The 24704-nt window shown below is 52.6% G+C and carries 21 protein-coding genes; 7 read left to right on the forward strand and 14 right to left on the reverse strand.

The genetic code is table 11. The features are described from left to right. Window positions 1-8 precede the first annotated feature (8 nt). Both H8K47_RS14115 and H8K47_RS14120 read right to left on the reverse strand, forming a co-directional pair. A complete protein-coding gene (locus H8K47_RS14115; protein ID WP_186882071.1) occupies window positions 9-458 on the reverse strand; it encodes an ExbD/TolR family protein in 450 nt (149 codons plus the stop codon). Window positions 459-460: 2 nt separating this feature from the next. Continuing rightward, window positions 461-1066, reverse strand: coding sequence for a MotA/TolQ/ExbB proton channel family protein (locus H8K47_RS14120; RefSeq protein WP_186882048.1), 606 nt, complete (start codon window positions 1064-1066; stop codon window positions 461-463). A 1282-nt stretch (window positions 1067-2348) separates the two neighbouring features. On the opposite strand from H8K47_RS14120, the gene xseA reads away from it, so the two are divergent. The 6 genes from xseA (at window position 2349) to H8K47_RS14150 (ending at window position 9991) form a co-directional block, all read left to right on the forward strand. Beyond that, window positions 2349-3716 (forward strand): exodeoxyribonuclease VII large subunit, encoded by a 1368-nt coding sequence (gene xseA, locus H8K47_RS14125; protein WP_186882049.1) that lies wholly within the window; start codon window positions 2349-2351, stop codon window positions 3714-3716. Between the two features lie 177 nt (window positions 3717-3893). After that, on the forward strand, window positions 3894-4472 hold the full coding sequence (gene sodB / locus H8K47_RS14130) for a superoxide dismutase [Fe] (protein ID WP_162021258.1): 579 nt from the start codon (window positions 3894-3896) through the stop codon (window positions 4470-4472). Window positions 4473-4626: 154 nt separating this feature from the next. Continuing rightward, window positions 4627-5499 (forward strand): DMT family transporter, encoded by an 873-nt coding sequence (locus tag H8K47_RS14135; protein ID WP_186882050.1) that lies wholly within the window; start codon window positions 4627-4629, stop codon window positions 5497-5499. 293 nt (window positions 5500-5792) lie between these two features. Then, entirely contained in the window at window positions 5793-8438 is a 2646-nt protein-coding gene (locus H8K47_RS14140) for a S9 family peptidase (RefSeq protein WP_186882051.1), read from the forward strand. 249 nt (window positions 8439-8687) lie between these two features. Beyond that, window positions 8688-9008, forward strand: coding sequence for a hypothetical protein (locus H8K47_RS14145; protein WP_186882052.1), 321 nt, complete (start codon window positions 8688-8690; stop codon window positions 9006-9008). 146 nt (window positions 9009-9154) lie between these two features. After that, window positions 9155-9991 carry an HDOD domain-containing protein gene (locus H8K47_RS14150; RefSeq protein ID WP_186882053.1) on the forward strand — a complete coding sequence of 279 codons (837 nt, stop codon included), beginning with the start codon at window positions 9155-9157 and terminating at the stop codon, window positions 9989-9991. A 24-nt stretch (window positions 9992-10015) separates the two neighbouring features. Here H8K47_RS14150 and H8K47_RS14155 read toward each other — a convergent pair whose 3' ends face one another. Beyond that, window positions 10016-11092: an acyltransferase family protein gene (locus H8K47_RS14155; RefSeq protein ID WP_186882054.1), complete on the reverse strand. Its 1077-nt coding sequence runs from the start codon at window positions 11090-11092 to the stop codon at window positions 10016-10018. A 456-nt stretch (window positions 11093-11548) separates the two neighbouring features. Here H8K47_RS14155 and H8K47_RS14160 point away from each other — a divergent pair, with 456 nt between their 5' ends. Beyond that, window positions 11549-12859 carry an MFS transporter gene (locus H8K47_RS14160; RefSeq protein WP_186882055.1) on the forward strand — a complete coding sequence of 437 codons (1311 nt, stop codon included), beginning with the start codon at window positions 11549-11551 and terminating at the stop codon, window positions 12857-12859. 70 nt (window positions 12860-12929) lie between these two features. Here H8K47_RS14160 and H8K47_RS14165 read toward each other — a convergent pair whose 3' ends face one another. From H8K47_RS14165 to H8K47_RS14215, 11 genes are all read right to left on the reverse strand, one after another. Then, window positions 12930-14099 carry a heparan-alpha-glucosaminide N-acetyltransferase domain-containing protein gene (locus H8K47_RS14165; protein ID WP_186882056.1) on the reverse strand — a complete coding sequence of 390 codons (1170 nt, stop codon included), beginning with the start codon at window positions 14097-14099 and terminating at the stop codon, window positions 12930-12932. After that, window positions 14099-15268 (reverse strand): ABC transporter ATP-binding protein, encoded by a 1170-nt coding sequence (locus H8K47_RS14170; RefSeq protein ID WP_186882057.1) that lies wholly within the window; start codon window positions 15266-15268, stop codon window positions 14099-14101. Before H8K47_RS14170 ends, H8K47_RS14165 begins: the two co-directional genes overlap by 1 nt. 70 nt (window positions 15269-15338) lie before the next feature. Continuing rightward, entirely contained in the window at window positions 15339-16859 is a 1521-nt protein-coding gene (nagZ, locus tag H8K47_RS14175; RefSeq protein ID WP_230410216.1) for a beta-N-acetylhexosaminidase, read from the reverse strand. Further along, a complete protein-coding gene (locus tag H8K47_RS14180) occupies window positions 16856-17710 on the reverse strand; it encodes a carbohydrate ABC transporter permease (protein ID WP_186882058.1) in 855 nt (284 codons plus the stop codon). The genes nagZ and H8K47_RS14180 overlap by 4 nt, the downstream gene beginning before the upstream one ends. Further along, window positions 17707-18570: a carbohydrate ABC transporter permease gene (locus tag H8K47_RS14185; protein WP_186882059.1), complete on the reverse strand. Its 864-nt coding sequence runs from the start codon at window positions 18568-18570 to the stop codon at window positions 17707-17709. The genes H8K47_RS14180 and H8K47_RS14185 overlap by 4 nt, the downstream gene beginning before the upstream one ends. Further along, window positions 18567-19904, reverse strand: coding sequence for an ABC transporter substrate-binding protein (locus H8K47_RS14190; RefSeq protein WP_230410217.1), 1338 nt, complete (start codon window positions 19902-19904; stop codon window positions 18567-18569). Before H8K47_RS14190 ends, H8K47_RS14185 begins: the two co-directional genes overlap by 4 nt. A 131-nt stretch (window positions 19905-20035) precedes the next feature. After that, a complete protein-coding gene (locus tag H8K47_RS14195; RefSeq protein ID WP_162021291.1) occupies window positions 20036-21046 on the reverse strand; it encodes an SIS domain-containing protein in 1011 nt (336 codons plus the stop codon). Then, window positions 21039-22154, reverse strand: a complete 1116-nt coding sequence (gene nagA, locus H8K47_RS14200; protein WP_186882060.1) for an N-acetylglucosamine-6-phosphate deacetylase — start codon at window positions 22152-22154, stop codon at window positions 21039-21041. The genes H8K47_RS14195 and nagA overlap by 8 nt, the downstream gene beginning before the upstream one ends. Then, window positions 22151-22885 (reverse strand): GntR family transcriptional regulator, encoded by a 735-nt coding sequence (locus H8K47_RS14205; protein ID WP_186882061.1) that lies wholly within the window; start codon window positions 22883-22885, stop codon window positions 22151-22153. Before H8K47_RS14205 ends, nagA begins: the two co-directional genes overlap by 4 nt. Before the next feature lie 38 nt (window positions 22886-22923). Next, window positions 22924-23886: a glucosamine kinase nucleotide-binding domain-containing protein gene (locus H8K47_RS14210; protein ID WP_186882062.1), complete on the reverse strand. Its 963-nt coding sequence runs from the start codon at window positions 23884-23886 to the stop codon at window positions 22924-22926. Between the two features lie 411 nt (window positions 23887-24297). Beyond that, window positions 24298-24704 (reverse strand): ExbD/TolR family protein (locus tag H8K47_RS14215; RefSeq protein ID WP_186882063.1); only part of this gene is annotated, 407 nt, incomplete at its 5' end.

The following is a 24704-nucleotide window of genomic DNA, read 5'->3' on the forward strand; positions in this document are numbered from 1 at the left end:
TCGCGATCTTACTTGCTACGGCTGCCAGTCTGCGCCGCAAACGTGACTTTCGCCAAACCTGCTATACGTGCGGCTTCCAGCACATCAATCACAGACTGATGCGTCGCAGCACGATCCGCATTGATAATCACCACCGGATCGACTGCCGCGCCAGGCCTGGCTTCTGCAATCGCAGCCGAGGCACGTTTCAGATCCTCGGCCAGCGTTGCGGTATCCAGAAAGGACACAGCCTGTTCGTTGATCTTATAGCGTCCCTGTGCATCGATACCGATCTCGATTTGCTGTGGCTTGTCCTGCGCTTTTTCTGCATCTGCAGTTGGTAAAGTGATCTGCAATTCAGTAAAGCGGCTGTAAGTGGTGGTGACCATCAGAAAAATCAGGATCACCAGCAATACATCAATGAAAGGAATCAGGTTGATTTCCGGCTCTTCCCTGCCCTTGCCTTTACGGAAATTCATCATTACTTCCTGGCGCTGTGAACAACATCAACAAACTTCACTGCCTGTTGTTCCATTTCCACGACCAGGCCATCCACCAAAGCACGGAAATGACGGTAAGCCACCAGGGTAGGCATGGCGATCAGCAAACCAAAGCCAGTGTTATACAAAGCCACAGAAATACCATGTGCAAGCTGAGCAGGATTGGCGCCGGTCGCGGTTTGGGAACCGAAAATTTCTATCATACCCACAATAGTGCCAAACAAACCCATCAGTGGTGCCAGCGATGCAATCGTACCCAAAGTAGTCAGAAAACGTTCGAGTTCATGCGCCACACCGCTACCGGCTTCTTCGATAGACTCTTTCATGATGTCGCGCGGTGCGTGCACGTTCCGTAAGCCAGCTGCCAGCACCCGGCCCAGAGGGGAGTTACCGGCGAGCTGATTCAGTACTTCCGGCGTGATCTTTCCTGACTGATATACCCGCACTACTTCATCCAACAAAGTCGGCGGCAAAATCTTATTACTGCGCAGTGAAAAAGTGCGTTCTATGATGAGCGTCATTGCAATCACAGAAGCGATAAGCAACAAATACATGGGCCAGCCAGCGGCTTGAAAAATAGCGAACAAAAGTGACTCCTTGAAGGTTCTGAAATCTAAGCCCGCAATGTAGCGCGTTGCGTGCTGGCGGGCAAGTCCATTTGGCAATTTCCTGCCCGCTACAGTTTTTTACGCACGCACTTAACTCTTAGAAGATGCTTAGGAAGTGACGATGCGTTTTCTACCGGGTCTGAACCCAGCCGCCCCCCCCCCAAACAAAAATTTTATCCGGGATCAGCGAAAAACCTCATTCCCATGCTGAGAGATACGCGTTTTACACAAATATTGTGCGCAAGCCTGTGGACAAATCCACACAAACTACATAAGCAACTGATTTTAAACGATATTATTCTCATGCCCAAGTTTTAAGCAGCATCAAAACCGCACAAGCGCCTTAAAAACACATCCACAAATCGCGATTTTTCTACACACTTTTTGTGGAAAAGTATGTGCACAATGCCAAAAAATCCAGCTAAGCGTTTGATTTTAATCATTTTTACTATTCAGCTCATTTTTTAAGCAAAGCAACAAAAACTCGCAAAGTCTGCCTGATTTTCTGGCAAGTTCAGCCATTCTCTGCTTACCGGGAAATTCTGCACATATTTTGTGGACAAGATTGTGCAGAAGCCGCTGACAAAGCCTTAAGTAGTTGATTTACATGCAGTTTATAGGGATGCCCATTTTTTAATCAGGGCCCCTGTTTACCCAGGAATCAGGGATTTTTCTTCAACTTGTAACGAAAAATACAACCCCATTTCCTGAGCTCCGTGCTTTTCACACATATTTTGTGGACAACCATGTGAAAAAGATGACGATATCTATATAAACATTTGATTTTATTAAGAATTTTATCAATGCATATTTTTTAAGCAGAAATACCGACACATCATTTCAGGTCTGAATTTCCTGGTTCACTTTTATTGGATGTGGAAAACCCACGACTTTTTCACATTTTTTGTGAATAAGACTGTGAAAACCATGCCAAATAGAAATGCAAGCCATTGATTTATATAGGTTTACCATTACTGCCCAATAAATAAGCAAATATTCCCGGCTATTGCTCCAACACAAGATACCCACAGCTTATTCACTTTTTCTGTGGATAAGCATGTGCACAAGCCTGGCAAGAGCAAGCAAAGTCCTTGATTTGTAAGGTATTTTTCATTTTGCCTAAACAATTTGCACAAAGAAAATCCCAACAAATCAATCACTTAACCTCAACATTTTCATTTGCTTTGACAAGTGCAATGCACAATGACATGCTGACGCGCTTGCCACGCTTCTGTGGAAAGCTTTTTCTGCTGTCAGCCTCATGAATACAGAACCTACATTTTCAAACCCAGCCAGCAAGCCGTCCGTGATCAGTGTTTCAGCGCTGAACAACGCGGTTGCTCAGTTATTAGAACGCAACCTGCCACTGACATGGGTTTCCGGCGAAATTTCCAATTTCACCCGCGCCGCCTCTGGGCATTGGTATTTCACACTCAAGGATCAGGCAGCCCAGGTCAGAGCTGTGATGTTCCGTGGCCGCGCGCAATATGCCGACTTTCAGCCCAGAGAAGGCGACAAGGTGGAAGTCCGAGCGCTGGTAAGCTTGTACGCACCGCGTGGCGATTACCAACTCAGTGTGGAAGCGATACGACGCGCCGGTGTCGGCAATTTGTACGAGGCCTTTCTGCGTCTGAAGGCGCAACTGGAACAGGAAGGCTTGTTTGACGTCACCAGAAAGCGTCCCATCCCATCTTTCGTACGCTGTATCGGTATCGTCACCAGCCTTCAGGCAGCGGCGCTGCGCGATATCCTGACTGCGCTTAAAAGGCGTGCACCGCATATTGCTGTCGTTCTATATCCTACTCCGGTACAAGGTGAAGGCGCAGCCGCCAAAATTGCGCAAGCGATCGCCACCGCCAATGCGCGTGAAGAATGTGATGTGCTGCTGGTCTGTCGTGGAGGTGGCAGCATGGAAGATTTGTGGGCATTTAACGAAGAAATCGTGGCCCGCACTGTGGCACATAGTCAGATACCGGTAATCGCTGGCATAGGGCATGAGACCGACTTTACCATCACTGATTTCGCAGCCGATCTGCGCGCTGCCACCCCAACCGCAGCCGCTGAGCTGGCAGCCACGCCACGTACAGAGTGGCTCGACTTACTCGCGCGCCAGGCGCAACAACTGCAACGCGCACAAACCCGTCTGCTCAACGAGCAACAACAAACCCTGGACTGGCTGACACGACGCGTGCAAAGCCCGGCTGCAGCCATCGCCGCCAGACGCCAGCAATTGCAGCAAACCAGCCAGAGCCTGAGCTTTGCGGCCCGCCAGCAATGGCAACATTCTCGCCACGCGCTCAGCCAGTTAGCGCAAGCACTGCACAACCAGACGCCCGACACCGCTGGCCGCAGTACGCAACTCCAGCAATGGCGGCAACGTCTCAGCCATGCCAGCCAGTCCAGATTGCAGCAACAGCATCAGACACTGACACACCTGCAAGCCCAGCTGGAATTACTCAATCCTCAGCGCACGCTGGAACGTGGTTATGCCATTCTGAGTGATGGTAAAGGACGTGCGCTGCGCTCCCCGGCCCAGCTGCAACCGGGTAGCGCCGTACGGGTGCAATTGGCACAAGGCAGTGCGCAACTGGGTATTGCCAGCATACAGACCAGCCTGGATGAGCAATGATACGCGCGGCCTGCTACTGAGCACATCTGACCAGCTCAGCCTGAAAAAACCCTGTATCACGCAGGGAATTAGCCATCACTGGCTGCAAGCTTACGCGCAAACGCTTACAATGCTGACTTTCACCGTAGCTTAATCCCGTTTTACCGACGGAAACCTCAGTCAATTAAAGGACGCGACATGGAACATACCTTACCGGCATTGCCCTATGCACTGGACGCTCTGGCGCCACACATCTCTCAAGAAACACTGGAATTCCACTACGGTAAACATCACCAGACTTATGTCACCAATCTCAACAACCTGATCAAAGGTACAGAGTTTGAAACACTGACACTGGAAGAGATCGTTAAAAAATCCTCCGGCGGCGTGTTCAACAATGCAGCTCAAATCTGGAACCACACTTTCTACTGGAATAGCCTGACACCAAATGGTGGCGGCGCGCCTGCAGGTGCTCTGGCTGATGCGATCAACGCCAAATGGGGTTCTTTCGATGCATTCAAAGAAGCCTTCACTAAATCTGCAGTTGGTAACTTCGGTTCTTCCTGGACCTGGCTGGTTAAAAAAGCTGATGGCACTCTGGATATCGTCAATACGTCTAACGCGGCCACACCACTGACGACAACCGACACACCTTTGCTGACTTGCGATCTGTGGGAACATGCTTACTACATCGACTACCGCAATGTACGTCCTAAATACATGGAAGCATTCTGGTCTTTAGTGAACTGGAACTTTGCCGCAGCCAATCTGGCTTAAGCAACACACATGCTGCATCTGTGCCGGTCCGCCGACCGGTACACGTGAAAAAAACCTGCGATATGCTATATACGCAGGTTTTTTTTCATCTGTAGCAACAAGGCTTTATGCGAAGATGCATCACATCTTGATTCACTCTCCCCTACCTTTAAGCATGTCGAATTCACCCTCTCTGTTATTACGCTCGCTGCCCGGCATTTTTATCTTCATCTGGGCCTCCGGTTATGTCGTCGCCAAATATGGTCTGCCGTATGCAGAACCTTTGACCTTCCTGTGTCTACGCTATCTGGGCGTAGTCGCCTTCATGCTGGTACTCGCGGTCGCGATGCGCGCTCCCTGGCCACAGCGCAAAGACTGGGGCCCGATTGCGATCGCCGGCATCCTGATGCAGGCTGGTTATCTGGGTGGGATCTGGTGTGCGGTCAAACTGGGTATGCCTGCTGGCGTGGCGGCACTCATCGCGAATATCCAGCCCATCCTGACTGCCGTTGCGGGCCCGCTGATCGGTGAGCGCATACGTGGCAAACAATGGCTGGGACTAGCCTTCGGCATAGCCGGTGTGGCGCTGGTGGTAGCGAATAAAATTTCTGTGGTCGGGCTATCACTGTCCAGCGTTGCGCTGGCGGTGATGGCCTTACTGACGATGACTACCGGTACCCTGTATCAGAAAAAAACCTGCCCCAGCTTTGATGTGCGTACCGGTCAGGTCATTCAATTTGCCGCCTCGCTATTCATCACCCTGCCGTTTGCGTTGCTGCTGGAAACGGAAAGCATACAGCCGACGCCACAATTTTTTGCTGCACTGGCCTGGTCAGTATTCGTGTTGTCGGGGGTAGGTATTTCTGTGCTGTTTATCATGATACGCCATGGCGAAGCGACCAAAGTCACTAGCTATATGTATCTGGTCCCCGCCGTCACTGCGGTAATGGCCTGGCTGATGTTCGATGAAAAATTCACCCTGACTGCCGCCATCGGCATGGCCATCGCACTGGCTGGCGTCGCACTGGTGGTGCGCCCTGCACGCTGACGGATCAGGTCACTGAGCTTCACTCAAATTGCACTTAGCCCGCCGACATGGCGGGCTAAGTTGATACCAATTCTCCAGCAATTAGCCAATTATTTAAACAAGCAATTAAAATCGGTCATTGATTACTTTCAGCAAATAATCTCGCGTTGTGTGGAATTCCTTCGCCTGACATGGAACTGCAACATGCAGTCTCTGTCTATCTCTGCCTATATCTGCTTATTCCTATAAAACGCGGATAAGTCCATGCGGTACCCCAGCGGTTTTCCTCTTGCCCTGAATAAATGAAAATGAACATGACACCAAAATTCCTTACCCTGAGCGTCGCGCTTGCCTGTTCACTGGTCAGCCTAAATCCGGCAGTTGTGCATGCCGATACGCCCGCTATTCCTCAAGTGAAAGCGGCTGATCTGACATTGGAGCAGGTATTTCGCAGCAAGTCGTATGCCGGCCAGTCTGCCCGTCTGATCCACTTCAGCCACGACGCACGCTATCTGGCGTATGTCTGGAATCCGTTTGGCGAAGTGGGTTCGGATTTGTACGTCTATGACACACAAACCGGTGAGACGAAACGCATCACTTCACCAGCCATCATTAAGGCTTACGATGCGCCGGAAGTCTGGGATAAGTTCGATAAAAAATTCCAGCAACGCGAAAAAGAAGAAGCGGAACGCCAGGCTAAGGCCGAAGCGCAGGCAGCCTATTTGCGTGGTGAAAAAGTCGATTTATTCCAATGGGAAAACGCCGCACTGGAAGAGCTGAAAAAAGAACTGGCGGATAAAAAAGCCAAAGAAGCCGCTAAAAAAGCAGAAGCCGATGCTGAAGCAGCACAGGAAAAAGCCGCAGCAGGAAAAACAGATACCAAAACTGCCGGCGATAAGAAAGACAATAAGGCCGACAGCGACAAAGCCAAAGAATTGTGGGAATTGCGCGATGAGCTGAAAAAGAAAATCAACAAGAACAAACTCAAGGCGGGCGATCTTTACCCCGGCGTGGATCAGCTGGTTTGGGCAAATAAGAAAAACGAATTGATTTTCCAATACCGCGGTGATCTGTTCCGCCTGCAGGCCAGTTCAGGCAAAATCGAACGCTTGACCCAGACCGATAAAGCCGAACGCATCGTCGCGTATCAGGCCAATGACAAGGGCTATATCTACATGGATGACAAGCGCCTGTACAGCGCCAGCTTTGATTCCAGCGCGATCCGCCAGTTAAATCGCGAACTGATTCATCCGGATGACGCCGATAAAAAATACAGTATCTTCGATACCGTATTAAGTGAAGATAAAACGTGGATGGCGATCTCCGGATACGCGAACGAAGTAAATCCCGAGACGGACAAACCGTATCCAAATTCGGAACGTCAGGTCGAAATCATGAATTACAGCGAACGCTTTGCAACCGCCAAAAAAGTATCGCGCGAAGTATCCGATGACAAGCGCAAAGTATCTGCCACTGCCTTGTATATCCGCCGAGTGTCAGATGCCAATACCCGTCAGCCAGAACCCGTGTTCACCAATAAAGGGGGCGATGTCTGGTTTGAAATGAGTAAAGTCAGCTGGGCCAAAGATGGTAGCCGCTACACCTTCTCGACCTGGGAGCGTGAAAAAGATGTGCTGCGTATTTATGTCGGCAAGGCAGACGAAACTGCGAAGCCGAAAGTCGTCTTCGAACGTCGTGGCAATGTCGGCCATGAAGTGGTCAATGTCATCAGTCCACAATTCACACCGGACAGCAAACAACTGATCGCGATCCTGGATGAACAAGGCTATCGTCAGCCCTACCTGATCAATACGGACAACGGCAGCGCGAAAGCGATCCTGAAAGGCGATTTTGAAGCGCACAGTATTCTCGGCTTCACGCCAGACAGTAAGTCCATGTTTGTGCTGGCGAACAAAGGGGATTTCGCGGCAATGAATGTATTCAAAGCCGATCTGGCCAGCGGCGACATGAAGGCACTCGGACAGCAGGGTGACTTCCATCGTGCCAGCGATGCGGCCGAAAATGGCGAGAAAGTCGCCAGCGTAGCCGGTCAGTGGTCCAGCCGCCCTGAATTGAAAGTGATCGATGTAAAATCCAGCAAGGTGCAGACCCTGACGCAGAGCCATGACAAGCAATGGGATGCGATTGCAGTACTGAGTCCGGAACGTTTCAGTTTCACCAATCGCCATGGTGATGCGATTCAGGCCTATGTCTTCAAACCAGCAGGCTGGCAAGCAGCGGATCAGCGCCCTGCTATCGTCTATACCTACGGTGGCCCACTGAATGACCGCCATATTGTAGAAACTGACAGTTTCCAGCCTACCGCCTATCTGTTTGGTATGTATATGGCTGCCAAGCACGGCTATGTGACGGTGGCGGTTGATCCTCGTGGTCATTCCAACTATGGCCGCAAATTCAGTGATGCGAACTGGGAACAGGCAGGTAAGCCACAAACGGAAGATCTGGAAGATCTGGCCAAATACATGCAGCAAAATCTGGGCGTCAATGGCCAGCGTATCGGCCTGACGGGCTGGAGCTTTGGTGGCTTCCAGACGCAATACACGCTGTACACCAGTCCGGATACGTTCGCAGCTGGCATCGCTGGTGCTGGTCCGACGGAGTGGGAAAACTATAACAGCTGGTATAGCGGCCGCACCATCGGCAAAACTGAGCGTAGCAAGCCAAATCTGCGTAAATATTCCCTATTGCCGCTGACTGCAGGTCTGAAAAAACCGCTGATGCTGGTGCATGGTATGCAAGATCCGAATGTGCTGTATCAGGATACGGTGAATGTGTATCGTGCTTTGCTGGAAAACGGCAAAGAACAGTTAGTTGATCTGTTCCTCGATCCGGATGGCGAACATGGCATGGGTGGCGCGGTCAAGGCCAAGGCCTGGCATAAGAAGTATGAAAGCTTCTTCCTGCAACATCTGGGAACTGCAGCGACACCAGCGAAATAAGCCGCGTTTCAATATCAGTCATATTTAAATTGAGCCCTGCCGCCATCCGCGGCAGGGCTTTTTGTTGAGCATTTCTGCATATCGGCATTTCCGGCTGATTTTTACCGTAGCCTGAGGCCTGAGCTTACGCCACAATGGCGCCTGCCTCCGCGGAAACAAATTCAGTCAGGCAACTTGATGCCTAAGGATCAGGGCCTGTTAAGCTGTAAATTGCGAGATGCGTAATTTAAAACGTAACAGGCCCTAATCATGAAAACACCCTTTACCCAGTACCTCTACTCCGTTCTGCGTCAACTCAGCCAGGAATTCCGGCAAATTGCGAGCCGCGGCGCGCAAGCTTCACTACACACCCCCTTACCGCGCATCGCGCTGGTGCTGATAGCAATTCTGGTATTGCTGAGCCTGATACCTTTTATCCTTGCGTTGTTTATTGCTTTCTTCGTATTCCGCGTATTTCTGGGGCTGATCAGCCCTGCTCAACGCAAGCCAGCAAATGCGAACAGTTACGGTTCAGCGGAGCCCGCTCAAGAGCCAGGAACTGTGCGCTATTTGCCAAGACAGGATAAGTAAACTAAAAAAAGTAAATCTAGCTTTGAGTCTCGATTAATTTCCACATGGAAATTAATCCTTGTTTTTCGACAAGCAGCTACTAAGATGGAACTGCAACGCCTTTTAACATTATTTCCCAATGTGAAGTGTGTTGAAGGAGTGCCATCATGGACAGGCTGAGCATGTTCAAAATAATTGCTGACCAGGCAAGACAAGGTCAGCTAGTCTTTCCCACCCATCTGGAACAGACGCTGAAATTAAAGCATTTATTAGACGATCCAGATTGCCACACGGAAATTGCAAGCAAACTGATCAGCGGTGAGCCGCTGTTATCTGCACGTATCGTGGCAGTCGCCAATTCTGCTGCTTATAACCGCTCTGGCGCTGACATCAGCAATATTCGTGGCGCCGTCAACCGCCTGGGTTTCAGTCAGACAAAGATCCTGGTCACCGCATTAATAGTGCGCCAACTGAATCAACAATTGCGCGATCCGGTTTTGATTGCCAAGGCGCGTCAGCTATGGGAACACACCGTACACGTCGCTGCATTGGCACAAGTGATTGCAAAACATATCACCCATGTTGATCCTGATACCGCAATGTTTGCGGGTCTGATCCATGAGGTAGGCGGCTTCTATCTGATTTCTTGCGCCGAACAGTATCCAGGCATAATCGATAGCGAAAATGAGGCCTGGAGTGAATATGGTGAAAAGCTGATCGGTCGTGGTGTATTGCAGCAGCTCGAGATTCCGCAACATGTGATCGATGCCGTCGAATTCATGTGGAAAGGTTTGGCCACTTATCCACCTGAAAGTCTGGGCGATACCCTGATCCTGGCGAACGATATTGCGCCGGTATCCTCGCCTTTGCATCAACATTTGAGCCCGGCTATGCAAGCGCACACTGCACACCTGAATTTTGAAGTGGATGAATCCACATTACAGGAAATTCTGCAGGAAAAAGACGAAGAAATACACTCGCTGAGTCATGCGCTGCTCAACTAGGATGGCAGCGCAGGACGAAAGTGCTTAGATCACGATGCGCCAATTTTTACGCGCCATCGCATGGGTCAGTGCAGCAAACACGGCTGTAAACGCAACAGCAAATGCAGCAGAGCTCCATGCCTCGCCGATCAGCGCAGGCAGATTTGGCGCAAACCAATGTAGATATATCCAGTCACCGGCTCCGGTATAGGCCAGCAGGCAGGTAGCGATCCAGGAACCCGCATAAGCGGCAATGGCATTGATGCCGAAGCTGCGCCCTATGGCCGGATATCCACGCACATCGATCAGCTGATGCACCAACAACAGCAAGGCCATCGCCCAGCCACTGGTCCATAACACAAACGATGCGGTCCACATTTGCTTATTCCACGGAAGTTCCAGGCCACTGATCAAACCCGCACATAAGCAAGCCAGTGCCAGCCATACCAGCTGCGGCGTTTGGCGATTACGTAACAAGCTGCCTGCCTGAATACCAAACAGCACGCTGCTCAATGCACCCAAAGTCGACAAGATGCCTTCCGGCTCCTGCGCCATATGAGTCAGTGCGTCGTACTGATACGCGAGCGGGCCCAGCAATACACTGTCAATACGATCAGACAGATTGGCATGTGGCAGTAAGGAACCACCACTCAGTAACAGTAAGCTGTGTAGCGCCATCAGCGCCAGCAAAGCGATCCAGCGGCTGCTTTGGGTACGCAGATACAGCATGATGAAGGCCGCCAGCACAAAGACTATGCCTATGCGCTGCAATACGCCCATCAAGCGAAATGCGCGTCCATCAATGGTCAGGCACGCGAATACATGCAAGGCGACACCGAGCAGTAGCATGCGCAACCCGCGGCGCAAAGCCTGACTACGCAAGGCTTCAGGCATCACACCCTTAGCCAGTTGCGGCGCAAAAGCCAGTTCCAGTGACAGGCCGACGATAAACAGAAAAAATGGAAAAATCAGGTCAGCCGGTGTACAGCCATTCCATTGCGCATGTTCGAGCCAAGGCAAGACATGATTCCAGTCACCCGCATTATTCACCAGCAGCATCCCGGCAACGGTCCAGCCGCGCAGTGCATCGATAGAAGAATAGCGTACAGATTGTTGCGTCATTTGGGTTCACATCCTTAATTTCACAGGCAGACCACTTAGGATCAGGCCACTGGCATCGCAGGCAGCAGGCAGCGGCTGCGATTTATGTTTCAGGGGAATAGAGTAAAAAACGAAAATACAAGAGCAAAAAACGGATAATGCCAGCTAATACCAGTTGTTGTTTTTATTCAGATTTTCGCAGCTTAGCAACACGCTGCGGGGAGCTATAAAAAAACCGGCAGTGCGTCCAATAGCGATTTAATTCAAGGCACTGACAACAATTCAGGATCAGCATCCAAGGATGCGGAATATTCTACTGGCACTTAAGTGGCATTGCAAATATAAAACCAGTTGACCAGTCCAGCACTGCCTAGTATGTTCTCCACTTTACCCCTCATCCCACGCTCACAGAGATGAGCTGAGCAGCAGGCATGACGCCAGGCAGCGTGAGTTCCGATTATTTTTAGAGACAGCTCCATGACAACAACAGCAGAGACAAAATCTATCCATCCTATGCGCTGGGTGCCCACGCTTTATCTGGCAGAAGGCCTGCCCTACTACGCGGTGGCGCTGGTCGCAGGCCTGATGTATAAAAGTCTGGGTGTACCCAATGACCAGATCGCACGCTGGACTGGCCTGATCGGCTTTGCCTGGGTCTTTAAGTGTTTATGGAGTCCCTTCCTGGAAGCCGCCAGCAGTAAAAAACTGATCGTTGTGCTGTTTCAATGCCTGGGTGGCGTCAGCCTGGTGCTGGTGGCCTTATCGCTGCAGTTGCCTATGTATTTCGCGATCAGTATCGCCTTACTGGCAATCGTCGCTATCGCCTCTGCCACCCATGATATTGCGGCTGACGGGCTGTACATCTCAACCCTGAGTCACAAGCAACAGGCAGCCTACGCGGGCTGGCAAGGTGCATTTTTCAATGCGGCCAAATTCATCTCACTCGGTGGTTTGGTGATCCTGGCCGGCCATCTGGAGAAGCAGATGAGTGCCCACAGTGCCTGGATGATTATCTTTGGCATACTCGGCGTGATGCTGATTGCACTCGGTATCTATCACAGCTGGGCCTTGCCAGGCACGCGCAATGTACAAACTGGCGAATCCATGCAAACTGTATTCAGCACGCTGGTGGATGTGATCATCGATTTTTTCAAAAAGCCGGGCATCTGGCTGGCCATCACTTTCATTATTCTGTTCCGTGCCGGTGAAGGTCAGATACAGACCATAGGCCCGCTGTTCCTGCGCGATAGCAAGGAGCTGGGCGGACTGGGATTAACTACCGATCAGGTCGGCCTGGTCTATGGCAGCGCGGGTACCATCGCATTTTTGGCAGGCAGCATATTAGGCGGTTACTTCACATCCTGGCTGGGCTTGCGTCGTGCACTGCCGTGGCTGATCATCGCCATGAATGTACCGAATCTGGTGTTTTTCTTTTTGAGTTCACAAATGCCGGACAATATGGCAGTGATTGCAACGGCCCTGAGTTTTGAAATGTTTGGTTATGGCTTTGGCTTTGTCGGCCTGATCCTGTTCATTATGCAGGTCGTCGCCGTGGGTAAATACCAGACTGCGCATTATGCGCTGGGTACCGGCGTGATGCAGCTGGGTGCGGTGTTTTTCAAGATGATCAGCGGCGACATACAAATGGCGCTGGGCTACAAGAACTTCTTTATCTGGGTACTGATCTCAGCTATCCCGGTCTTGATACTGACCCGCTTTGTACGTATTCCTGTGCAAGAAAAAGAACAGGCAGCTGCGCCTGCCACACCTGAACAAGTGACGGCATAATCCGGCTTCATCTCCTACCCTGCTCAGCCCCTGCCCTCGCCGGCTGAGCAGCATCCCGGCACTACGCCATTCAGATTCGTAATTGCCAGCCGCGTTTATCCAGTTGCGCCACGATTACAAATAACAGCGCCATGTATCCCAGCGTAATCAGCATGGCCACATCAGCTTGCAGGCACCACTGCGGCCATCCGCCCCCCAATGCACGCAACAAATGGAAGCCTAAGTAAGGCAGTAAATACAATAGTAGCGAGTGGCGCGCTGCAGGCAGAAGCAAAGCAACTGGGCGTGTCAGCCAGTTGAGCTTGATAGTGCGCTCCAGGCCCAGATAAGCCAGCCAGCAAGCTGCGGCCGATATCCAGCCCCAGGATGGTGTGGCACGGATTTTAGAGATTGGGAAATAGTAGCAAGTGATGCCAACCATTAGCACAAGTACGATTGCCTGCAACGCCAATGCATCCGTCGTACGCGCAGTCGCCACTGTGGGCAGACGTATCAGCCAGGCCGCGCTAGCCGCGCCCATCAACACAATCTGGGTATGCGTGAGTAGGTTCATCTGCTCCAGCACGCCAGTTCCCGACGGCAGCCAGCGTGTGAGCGTTGCCCATAGCACACTGCAAATAAGCGCCAGCACAAACAAGTAAAGACCACGTCGACTCAGCCAGATCAGCACCAGATTCGCGAGCCAGGCAGCCCAGCCTATCAGCCCAAGTATGCCCCACCATTGTGGCCGTAAGATGGTGCCACCGTCCTGCCCCACATAGCTGGCACACAATAGCAACAACAATAAGCTTGCCAAGCTACGCATGATCACACGCGGTCTGCCACTCAGCGCAGGCCAGTCCAGCCAGATACCCGCAATCGCCAGATACAACAAGACATTCCACAGATGGATGGGCAGCCACATCCGGCCTGCGTCGTAGCCACTGTCGGCATTGACCATCAAAACACCCAGCAGCACCAGCACCGCTGAGCGCCGAGTCGTCTGCACGGTGCGCTGCCAGCGCGAGCTTTTCGCTGCGCTGATCGACTGACTCAGGTAGGCCGACATACCGACAATGTATAAAAATGCCGGAAACACCAGATCCGCTAAAGTCATATAGCCGGCGTCTGCTGCAGCATGCTGCATCCAGCCCGGTATGCCAGTCACGCCGGCCAGATCATTGACCCCTATCATGAGCACGATGGTCAATGCGCGAAATACATCAACCGTTTGCTGACGCTGCATAGCGAACTGTGCCATCAGGATGCGGACTGAGCCAACTGAACCGACACGACAGTCTCGCTGCGCTGTACCGCCTGACCATCTGTATCAAACAAATGGCAATGGGCGAGATTCAGACTGACCTGTACGCTCTGGCCCGGTGCTGGTAAGGCGGCAGCCGCGGATACCCGCATCGCGAACATCCCCTGCTGGCCAGCGGCGGACAGATATAAGACATTGCTGTCCCCCAGCTGCTCAACAAATCCCAGCTGCAGTGTGAAACTGTCACTGTATCCTGCCTCTGCAGCGGATTGTGCATTGCTTAGCTGCCAGTGCTCAGCGCGTACACCCAGCGTCCACACTGCGCCCGGCTGCAGCTGCGCTGACGGAAGTGCTGCACTGGAAACCGGTATAGAAAACTCCGCCAGTCCGGGCAAACTCAGACGCAAAGCAGCTGGCTGCACTTCCAGCAAACGCAGCTGAAAAAAATTCATTTTGGGCGAACCCAAAAATCCCGCCACAAACTGCGTGGCGGGCTGATGATACAACTCCATAGGCGTACCAACCTGAGCGATACCGCCTGCATGAAAGACCGCAATGCGCTGCCCCAGCGTCATGGCCTCGACCTGATCATGCGTCACGTAGATCATGGTTGATTGCAATTCCTGATGCAAACGGCTTAACTCTATGCGGGTCTGCACCCGCAGGCTCGCATCCAGATTCGACAAAGGCTCGTCCAACAAAAACAATTGTGGCTGACGCACGATGGCACGCCCTATCGCCACCCGCTGCCGCTGACCACCCGATAAGTCTTTCGGCTTACGATCCAACAGATGGCTGATCTGTAGTTTTTCAGCCGCCTGCTCTACCGCCTTGCGTATCTCCGCTTTCGCCATACGTGTGAGGCTCAAGGCAAAGGCCATGTTTTCATACACCGTCATATGCGGATACAGCGCATAGGACTGAAACACCATCGCCAGTCCACGCTGTGCCGGTGCTGTTTCATTGGCGCGCACACCGGCGATCTGTAACTCACCATCGGTGATCTCTTCCAGCCCAGCGATCATGCGCAGCAAGGTCGATTTACCACAACCCGAAGGGCCGACAAAGACCATGAATTCGCCATCGCGGATATGCAGGTTAATATCCTGCAGTACCGTCTGCGATCCATAGGATTTACGGATCTGATGCAAGCTAACTTCCGCCATACCTGTCTCTGCCTCTGCCTTTAAGGTGCTTATTTGAATATTGGTGTTGCTTTATCCACTACGCTGAGCTTTAGATTGACTGAAATCCGCTCACAGGAATTTTTCCATCGGCACGGACTTCACCTGCCAGCCAGGCCCGTGCTGCGTCCACTGCCGGTGCAGCAAAGCCGTAAGTCAGCAAAGCCGGTGCATCAATATCGAGCATCTGGAAAGGATTCCACAACACCAGATGCAGGTCGGGTTTCCAGCTATCCCGGACTTGCTGGCTATAGCGTATGCGTACCGTTGAGGCCAGAATCACATAGCGCCCGTCCTGCGGTAAATCGTCCCAGCAGAAGCTATCCGCATTGTCAAAGGTCACGGTATCAACGTCGTACAGACTGCTTAACATGGCCGTGACTTTTTCTGCCGGTATGCCCGCTTCCGACACGCCGTCGCTGACCACATCGGCACTGATGACCAGACGCACCTTGCTGCCTTTGGCTGGTGCGACCGGATTGCCGCAAGCGGTGAGCCCGCGTTTCCAGGCAGAAGACATCAAAATACGGTCTGCCAGTTCAGTCTGATACGCGCTTTGCTGGCAAGGATAAGTCTTCGTCAGCCGACGTACCCGCGCCAGCCTTTGTTCTATCTCTGCCACTGTAATCTGGCCGCTCGCAATGACCTGTGTCAGTGCTTCCAGGGTTTCCAGCTGGGTTTCCGTGGTGCCCAGTGCCATCACCAGATCCGCGCCAGCCAGCAAGGCTTTGACTGCGGCCTTACCAACACCATAGCGTCCTGCAATCGCATGCATATCCATGCCGTCGGTAATCACCACGCCCTGATAATTCCATTGCTTACGCAGCAGCCCGGTCAAAATAGCCTCTGACATCGTGGCCGGATTGTCGGCATCCAGCGCCGGATACACGATATGCGCTGTCATCATGGCAGGTGCTTCACGGCTCACAGCAATCTGGAATGGTGCCAACTCCAGTGCCTGCAATTCTTCCAGTGTTTTATCGACGGTAGGCAAGTCGCGATGCGAATCGACATTGGTGTCGCCATGTCCCGGGAAATGTTTAACGCAGCACGCCACGCCTTCCGACAAACTGCCATCCATCCAGGCCAGTGCCAGCTCTGCCGCGCGGGCCGGATCGGAACCAAAGGAGCGCTCGGAAATGACTGGATTGTCCACGTTATTATTCAGGTCCAGCACTGGTGCAAAATTCCAGTTAAAACCCAGTGCCTTGACACCACGGGCCACTGCTGCACCTACCTGATAACACAAGTCCTTGTCGTCACTCGCCCCGAGCGACATCGCGGCAGGCGGTTGTGGCACCCAGGTCGAACGCACCACAGCGCCACCTTCCTGATCCAATGCAATCAATGCCTCCGGGCCCATCACAGCGCGCAGGTCGGCCGTCATTTTTTTTAATTGCAGTTCATCAGTCATATTGCCGCGGAACAGACAGATGGCGCGGATATGATGCTGCTTCAGAAAAGCTGCTGCCTCTTCATCCAGACGGGTGCCCGGCATCCGTATCATGACCAGCTGACCAGCCAGACGACGGGCTTCTTCGATACTCATTACTAATGGGGTTTCTTGCGTCATTTCACTGCTCCATCCATGCCGCGCATAAAAAAGCGCTGGGTAAATAAAAAGGCCACCAGTATCGGTGCGACCGTCAAAATCGTTCCTGCTGCGATCACCCTGGTGCTACTGCCGTAGGTGCCGCGTAAATACAGCACGCCGGCCGACAAGGGGAAATCTTCCGGTTTGGCGATCACGATAGATGGCCAGATGTATTCATTCCAGGCTTCCACCGCAGTCAATATGCCGACCGTCGCCAGCCAGGGCGCGATCAATGGCAACACAATGCGAAAAAACACGCTCCATTCGCTGGCACCATCCACCCGCGCCGCATCGAGCAAATCCTGCGGCACTTCATCGAAGGCTTGCTTGAGTAACAGGATAGAAACTGCGGTAACCAGATTCGGCAAGACCACAGCGGTATAGGTATCGACCAGCCCGAGCCGGGTCATGCTGATGAAGTTGACCAGAAAATTCACTTCCGAAGGCAGCACCATGGTCAGCAACACCACACCGATCATCAAACGGCGGCCACGAAATTGCATACGCGACAGCGGATACGCCGCCATAGAACAAATGACTAATTTACCGGCCACGGTCAGCACAGTAATCAGGATGGAGTTTTTGTAAAACGCCAGTATTGGTATCACGCGGAAAACTTCGGCGAAATTATCCAGTGCCACGCCTTGCGGCCAGAATACCGGCGGAAACGCAAAGGTGTTGCCCTTGGTCGACAAGGCCACCACCAGCGTCCACCAAAACGGAAAAACGCAAATCACTGTTATCAGGATCAGCAACAAATAATGCAGCAAGGGCCCCAGCAAGCGCTGCAACAAATGGAATCGTGCATTCGAAAAAATTGCATGCTTCATGTGCGCTGCCTCGGTCTCAGGTATTGCAAACACACAGCGGCAATCGCGATGCAGCTGAGCGACACTACAAAACTGGCCGCTAAACCACGCGGCAATTTCAAATGCTTGAGGCCCTGATCATACGCATAGTAAAGCGCGGTAAAGGTGGAGTTCATCGGGCCGCCCTGAGTCAACACATCGACTTCCTGATAGGCCTTCAGTGCGGCCAGCACACACATGATGCTGCAGATCATGACGGTAGGCAGCAGCATAGGAAAGGTAATGCGCCAGAAACGTTGCCAGCGATTTGCACCATCAAGCAAGGCGGCTTCCTCGACGTCTGCCGGCAGTGATTGCAAGGCTGCCAGATACATCACCATATACCAGCCTAAACCACGCCAGAACGACACAAACATCACGCACAGTAATGCCAGCGCATCATCCGACAACCAGCCCAAAGGGGCTGCGATCAGATGCGCACGCAGCAAGACGTAGTTGAGTGCGCCCTGCTCATGAAACATAAATCCCCACATGATACCGACCACTGACACGGTGGTCACAACCGGCACATAAAACGCAGCGCGGAACCAGCGTATCGCAGGTAAGCGATTATTCACCAGCACCGCCAACAAGATGGCCGCCAGCTGGGTGCAAGGCACAACTAGCAAAAACACAAAGGAATTGCGTAAGCCTGTCAGGAACATTTCATTATTGAATAGTGCAACATAGTTATCCAGACCGACCCAATGGGTTTCGCGCATCAGGCTGAAATCGGTGAAACTCAGATACGAACCATACAGCACGGGCCAGAATGAAAAGGCCGCCAGTAACAGCAGCGCCGGTGTCACGAATAGCCAGGCTAACAAACGTTGTGAGCTCATGAGTGCGCGCGCCTCCGCAGTTTGCGGTTCCAGATCAACACCGCTTCGTCCAGCGCTTCCTGAATATCACGTTTACCGGTCACCCCGGCCTCCACTGCTTTCACCAGAAAGCGGCGTAACTCATCGTAATCATCGATACCAGCCACATACAGACTGCGTGCTGAATTCATGGAATTCGCCGCTACATTCAGTGCCTGTTCGGCCGCGCCTGTGTGTTCAGGCAAAAGACGGAAATACGGATGTGCCAGGGCCTGTTTCGTGGTCGGCATCACACCCGCCATTTTGGCAAAGGCCAGCTGATTGTTTTCACCGGTCAGAAACCGTGCGAACTCGGCAATCGAAGGTAATTCGGATTTTTTGACGCCTTTCGGTATCGCGAAATGGAACATCCAGCCGCCATCATTGATACCGGTTGGCCCGGCAGGCACAGGGAATATTCCGGTCTGCGCATAGATCTCGGGCGCATCGGTCTGTATGCGACGGATCGCAGTCGGTGCACTCACCATCAGCCCCAGCCGCCCGCCCAGATAGGCATCGACCACGGCTGGGAAATTATCTTCTGCAAACAGCTTATCTTTGAGCAAACCACCTGCTTTGTAAGTCGCCGCAAGCTTGCGTATTAAGTTCACATGGGCTGGCGAATTGAAAACCGCCTTGCCATCGCTGACCAGCGCTAAGCCCTGCTGCATCAGAAAGCCATCTATCTTTCCTAAGGCCGGTGCATAGCCAGGCTTGCCGGTACGCGCAGAAATCATCACTGCCAAGGCCAGCAACTGATCCATATTTTCTGGCGCTTTGATTTGCCCTGTCGCGGCTAACAGGCTGCGGTTATAGGCAATCACATTCACATTACTGTAATGCGGAAAGCCATACACTTTGCCGTTGAAACGTAAATCTGCCAACGCAGCATCGGTATAGTCGGGCGTCTTACCCGGCACCGCCAGCCACTGATCCACAGGCTCTAATAAGCCATCGCGCGCCATTTCTTCTGCCCAGGGCACACTCAGATTAACCAACGCTGGTGGTCTTCCGGCCGCAATGGCAGTAATCAGTTTCAGCTGCAGGATATCCCAGGGAAAATCCACCCACTCTACTTTGACGCCAGGGTGCTTAGCCTCGTACTCGCGTACCAAATCCTGAAAATAAGGAATGAATTTTGGTTTAAGGCTCATGGTCCAGAATTCAATTTTCTGGGCAGCATATGCGGGTGCTGGCAATGCCAGCATCAAGCCAGCCAGCAAGAGCACGGAATACAAACCAGCCGCGAGCCGGGATCGACAGACTATGCGACAGGCACGCTGCCGCCAGCTATTTAAAAATCGCCTATGTTTCATTTTCCTGTCACGACTTTCTAAATCCCGGACGGCGTTGAAGATGTCTCTGTTTTTTTGGCACAGCGCAATTCTCGCTGCGCTCAGGCACAGTAGTCCTGAGCGCAGTGAAGCAAGATACACGGTACTGCTGATTAATTTGTCTTGGTGACTTTGCTTAAATGGCGTGGCTGATCAGGATTGAGCCCACGCGCTACCGACAAATGCGCAGCCATGACATAGAAAGCCTGAATCGCAACGATAGGATCCAGATCCGGTGTAGCAGCGGTTGGTAAGGTCAGATTACGTTCTGCCACATTGTCAGGCGCTGCCAGCAAGACGTTCGCGCCACGCCCACGCATTTCTTCTGCCAGACGGATCAGGCCTTCCTGTGCCGCACCGCGGGTCGCGAAAATCAGCAAAGGATAGCCATCATGTATCAAGGCCATAGGACCATGTTTGATTTCTGCGCCGCTGAAGGCTTCCGCCTGTATCACTGAGGTTTCTTTAAACTTCAGGGCAGATTCCAGCGCTACCGGAAAACTGATACCACGCCCGACCACCATAATGCGCTGAGCCGGTGTCAGTACATCCAGTGCCGCTGACCAGTCGAGCTGAGTCGCAGCATGCAAGGCTTCCGGCAAGGCATCAATCGCGCTCAGGAAGTCCGCATCATTTTGCCAGTGTCCAGCCAGACGGGCACCGGCTACCAGCGAGGTAATAAAACTCTTAGTCGCCGCCACACTGAGCTCCGGACCTGCATGCAAAGGCATAGTCCATTCAGCCGCCTGTGCCAACGGGGATGCCGCATCATTGACCAGTGCTACTGTGGTGGCACCACCCTGGCGAAAATACGAAATCGGCTCCACCACATCCGGGCTTTGGCCAGACTGCGAAATCGCGATTGCGAGTGTGTCTTTGGTATGCAGCGGCGCTTTATTCAAAGTGACCAGCGACATCGGTAGTGAAGTCACCAGCCGCCCCAGACGCGCCATGATCAGGTAAGCCGCATAGTTGGCGGCATGATCGGAACTGCCACGCGCCACCGTCAGCACCGATGCGGGTGGATGCGCACGTAAATGTGCGCCCAGATCGGCATAAGCCTGGCGTTCCTGAGTCAGTTGATAAGCTACGCGTTCGGATGAAGCGCAGGCTTCTTTAAGCATCTGAGAGGTCAATCTTTTCTCCTTCTACATACACGGCAATAAGGTTGAGGCTGGCATCCAGCACAACCAGGTCGGCGAACGCTCCCGCACGCAGGCGGCCACGTTCAGATAAACCGAGATAATCAGCGGCATAAGTAGAAACCCGTCTGGAAGCATCTTCCAGCGTGAGTCCGATACTGACCAGATTGCGTAAAGCCTGATCCATCGTCAGGGTGCTGCCTGCCAATGTGCCATCTTCCAGACGCACACCACCCAGACATTTATGTACCACCTGACGACCCAGCATGTATTGCCCGTCCGGCATACCGGATGCTGCAGTCGAATCGGTCACACAATACAAATGCGGAATTGCCCGCAGCGCTGCCTTGATCGCTCCCGGATGTACGTGGAGCAGATCAGGAATAATTTCTGAGAATTCAGCATGGGCGAGCGCAGCGCCAACCATGCCGGGAGCGCGATGATCGAGTCGCGACATCGCGTTATATAAATGAGTAAATCCTTTGGCACCGCTCTCCAGCGCAGCCACACCGTCTTCATAGCTACCGAGAGTGTGCCCAATTTGTACTTGCATACCCAGCGCGGTCAATTCTCGCACCAGTTGCAAATGACCCTCCATCTCAGGAGCAACCGTGACCAGCCGTATCGGTGCAATCGCGTGCAAGTGCTGAACTTGTTGCAAGGAACCGATGCCAGCAAAATCAGGCTGTGCGCCCAGCTTACCCGGATTGATATACGGACCTTCGAGATGCACACCCAATACCCGCGCTGAGTTGGCCGGACGCGCATCCACCAATGGGCGAATTGCATGTAATGCCGCTTCAATATCCGCCTGCGGTGCGGTCATGGTGGTTGCCAGCAGACTGGTCGTACCATGCTTGGCGTGTTGACGCGCAATCACGGAAACTGCGTCTCCAGCTTCCATCGTATCTTTGCCACCCGCGCCATGCACATGCAGATCAACGAAACCAGGCAAGATGTAAGGTAACTCAGCCTCTGCCGCATTTTTATCGGCATGTATCGCTGCAATCTTTTCGCTGAATTCGATGCGCCCCTGCACCCAACCTTCCGGTGTCAGGATTTTCCCGCGCAAGCCTTGATGCAAACTCATCTGAACAACTCCGCAACGAAGTCATAATAATCGCTGCGGCAGTACGAATGCGATAACTCAATCGCAGTACCATTTGGCAGATATCCGACACGGGTAATGAATAGCATGGCCGCACCTTGTTTGATATCTGCCAGCCGTGCCTGCTCTGCTGTCGCGTTGACCGCACGGATATGCTGCAATGCGCGTGTTGGTGCTACGTTATGCGACTCCAGATAGCCGTACAAGCTGTCAGTCACGAGCTTAGGATTGGGCATATACATGGCAGGAATCGTGGTACTTTCTATCGCCATGACTACATTGTCCGCAGTGCGCAGACGTTTCAAACGCGACACTACTGTATTCGGCGACAAACCTAAGGACAAAATCTCTTCAGGTGATGCCACACCTGTGTCACGTGAAATCCAGCGTGAACCGGGTACAAAACCACGTTGACGCAATTCTTCGCTAAAATTAGTCAGGCGCGACAAAGGCTGTTCCAGCTTAGGCGTGATATAGGTACCAGAGCCATGTTTACGTGTCAGCAAACCACGCTCGCACAGCATATCTATCGCTTTACGTGCAGTCACCCGTGAAATTTCCAGTGCTTCGGACAACATGCGCTCGGAGGGTAAAGCTTCATCTGGCTGCCACAGACCGCTATGTATGCCATTGGCCAGTTTATTAGCCAGCTGCAGATAAAGCGGCGTGGAACTTTCACTATCGGGTTTAAAATCGATCAAATGTGACAACATCTGTGCCTCCCTGTTTTGCTTTTCGTTTTTATACGTTTTTATACGTTCTTGTGCATCGTGTGTTGGAGGTGACGCTTAATCAGCAGCATCGCGCCATGCGCAGACCCCCCCACCGGTGCCTGTATTCTTTGTTGTAAAGGCTGAGGTATATACGGCAGTATCATTTCCGCCAGACCACCGCTTAGTGCAACCGGCAGACTCTGCTGCGGGTCGAGCGCCAAAGCCATTTCCTGCACATCACACCCAGCTTGCAGCATCATTTCCCTGGCCACCTGACTATCCGTTGCATGCCGGATCACGATCGGCGCCAGCGTGGCATAGCGTGTTTGATTTGCAGCAGCCAGCCAGCTGAACATCGCAGCCTGATCTGCGCCCAGATGCTCAAATAACTCTGCCGAAAAAGCGTCTGCAATCAGACGCCCATCCATTACACGCTGTGCGTAATTCACGGCCTGAAAACCCAGCCACGCGCCGCTCGCCTCATCGCCTACCGGAAAGCCCCAGCCGCCGACTTCGCGCCGCGCTCCATCTTGCGTCAACATCTCACCCACACTACCGGTACCCAGTGCAATCACGACACCTGCTGCGCCGCCATGGGCGCCAAGCAACGTGGTATAGGCATCGGTCTCGACTACGATACGGCCAAAGCCGGGATTCAGCGCGATAAATTCCTGTGCCCAGTGCACGTTGTTAACACCAGCCAGGCCACAACCTATCGCAATTTCACTCAACGCAGGGTTCGCTACACCCGCCGCAGTCAATGCAGATTCCAAAGCCAGCTGGATTTGCTGCCATGCTTTATCACGACCATGCGCCAGACCAGACGGCCCCGCAGCGCCACGCGCAATCTCAGCACCACCGGCATCGCACAACACCACCCTGGTCCCCGTCCCCCCGCCATCAACTCCGACTATGTAGCGAAAGTTCTGAGCAGACTCAGCGACGTCTGCAGCCTTAGATAAGGAAACTGAATTTCCTGAATTTAATTCTTCTGAATTCATGTGTGCACGTTGGGCTTACGGCTTAATTCGGGCTCAAAGACGAGTCTGAATCAACTCAAATTGTTTCTGTTAAAATTATAAGCTTCACTGTAAAAGTAATAGCTAGTGGTTGTCAATAGGTATTTAAGTGGTATTTAACAATGTGCAGCAATTTAAGCTGCTTTAGCTACCATCCCCTTACATACCTCTACTCCCAGCATGCCGCACTTAGCCTCATCCTACCTCAAGCTCCGAAGGTGGATGACCACACCACTTCCTGATTCAGCAGCAATTTTTCTGTCTGAATCTGCCCACTGGCATCAGACCTGTTTGACAGCGCGCCCCGCCAGATTTGCACACCTGTGCCCGGATGTCTCTCAACACCCGAACACCTACACACGGCGGGGTCAGCCGCAATACCTGCAACGACTATTACTTCATAAACTGCTCATTCCCAACCATACCGATCTTGGTCACGCCCAGACGCTGGGCTGAGGCCATCACCGCGGCCACCGATTTGTATGGCACCACCGCGTTAGGACGCAGATGCACCTCAGGCTGGTCTGCCTGGGTCGCCACTTCAGTCAGCTTGGCTTCGAGTTCGTTACGGTTCGCCAACGCCACTCCATTCCACAATACCGTGCCGTCAAAGTCGACGTCGATGTTGACCACCACTGGCTCCACCGGATTCTTCGGCGCGGCCTGGTTGGTCGGCATGTTCAGATTCACGGAGTGATTCTGAATCGGGATGGTGATGATGAGCATGATGATCAATACCAGCATCACGTCAATCAGCGGGGTCATGTTCATTTCGATCATGACTTCCGGATCAGCCGATG

Origin of the sequence: Cognatundibacterium rugosum (assembly GCF_014284365.1) — a bacterium.
GTDB classification, from domain to species: Bacteria; Pseudomonadota; Gammaproteobacteria; order Burkholderiales; family Burkholderiaceae_D; genus Undibacterium; species Undibacterium rugosum.